General features: G+C 57.4%; 1 protein-coding gene. It reads right to left on the bottom strand.

The genetic code is table 11. The features are described from left to right. Positions 1–112 precede the first annotated feature (112 nt). Positions 113–584, bottom strand: a 472-nt coding sequence (locus tag ACTM82_RS09025; RefSeq protein WP_441055887.1) for an ATP-binding protein, incomplete at its 5' end; no start/stop codon positions are given.

Here is a 584-nt window from a genome sequence, read left to right as displayed (position 1 = left end):
TGTTTGTGTCAAGCTCGGGCTTTCAATTGAGGCAGCGGTTCTTTTCACACGTGGCAAGGAAAGGTTTCAGGTTTGGCAAAGGCGTGCCTCTTTCTCTCTTTGGCTTTGCCTCTTAGCCCCTTCGGGCCATAGGCGAGGCCTCCATCCTCTTCGTCGGCCCCTCGAACACGACCAGGTGGCCGTAGTGGACGATTCGGTCGATCATGGCAGCCGCCATCTGGTCGTCGGTCAGGATCTTTCCCCACCTGCTGAACTCAAGATTCGTGGTCACGATAAGGCTTCTCCTCTCGTAGCACTTGTTCACCACCTGGTACAGGAGCTTGGCGCCATCTTGGTTTATGGGAAGGTACCCAAGCTCGTCCAGTATCACCAGATCGGCCCTCTCGACCTCTTTGAACACCTTCTCCAAGGTTCCCTCGGCTTCGGCCTTGGTCATCCTCACGACGAGGTCTGCGATCGTCGTGAACATCACCGTCATCCCCATGGCGCAGGCTGCGGTTCCGCACGCTATGGCCATGTGGGTCTTGCCGTTCCCCACGCCGCCGTACAGGACGAGGTTCTGCTTGTCTGCAATGAACCTGCAG

Origin of the sequence: Collinsella sp. HCP3S3_E5, assembly GCF_052067635.1 — a bacterium.
GTDB lineage: Bacteria > Actinomycetota > Coriobacteriia > Coriobacteriales > Coriobacteriaceae > Collinsella.
Note: the sequence above shows the minus strand (reverse complement) of the source record. Positions and strands in the feature narration are given on the sequence as shown.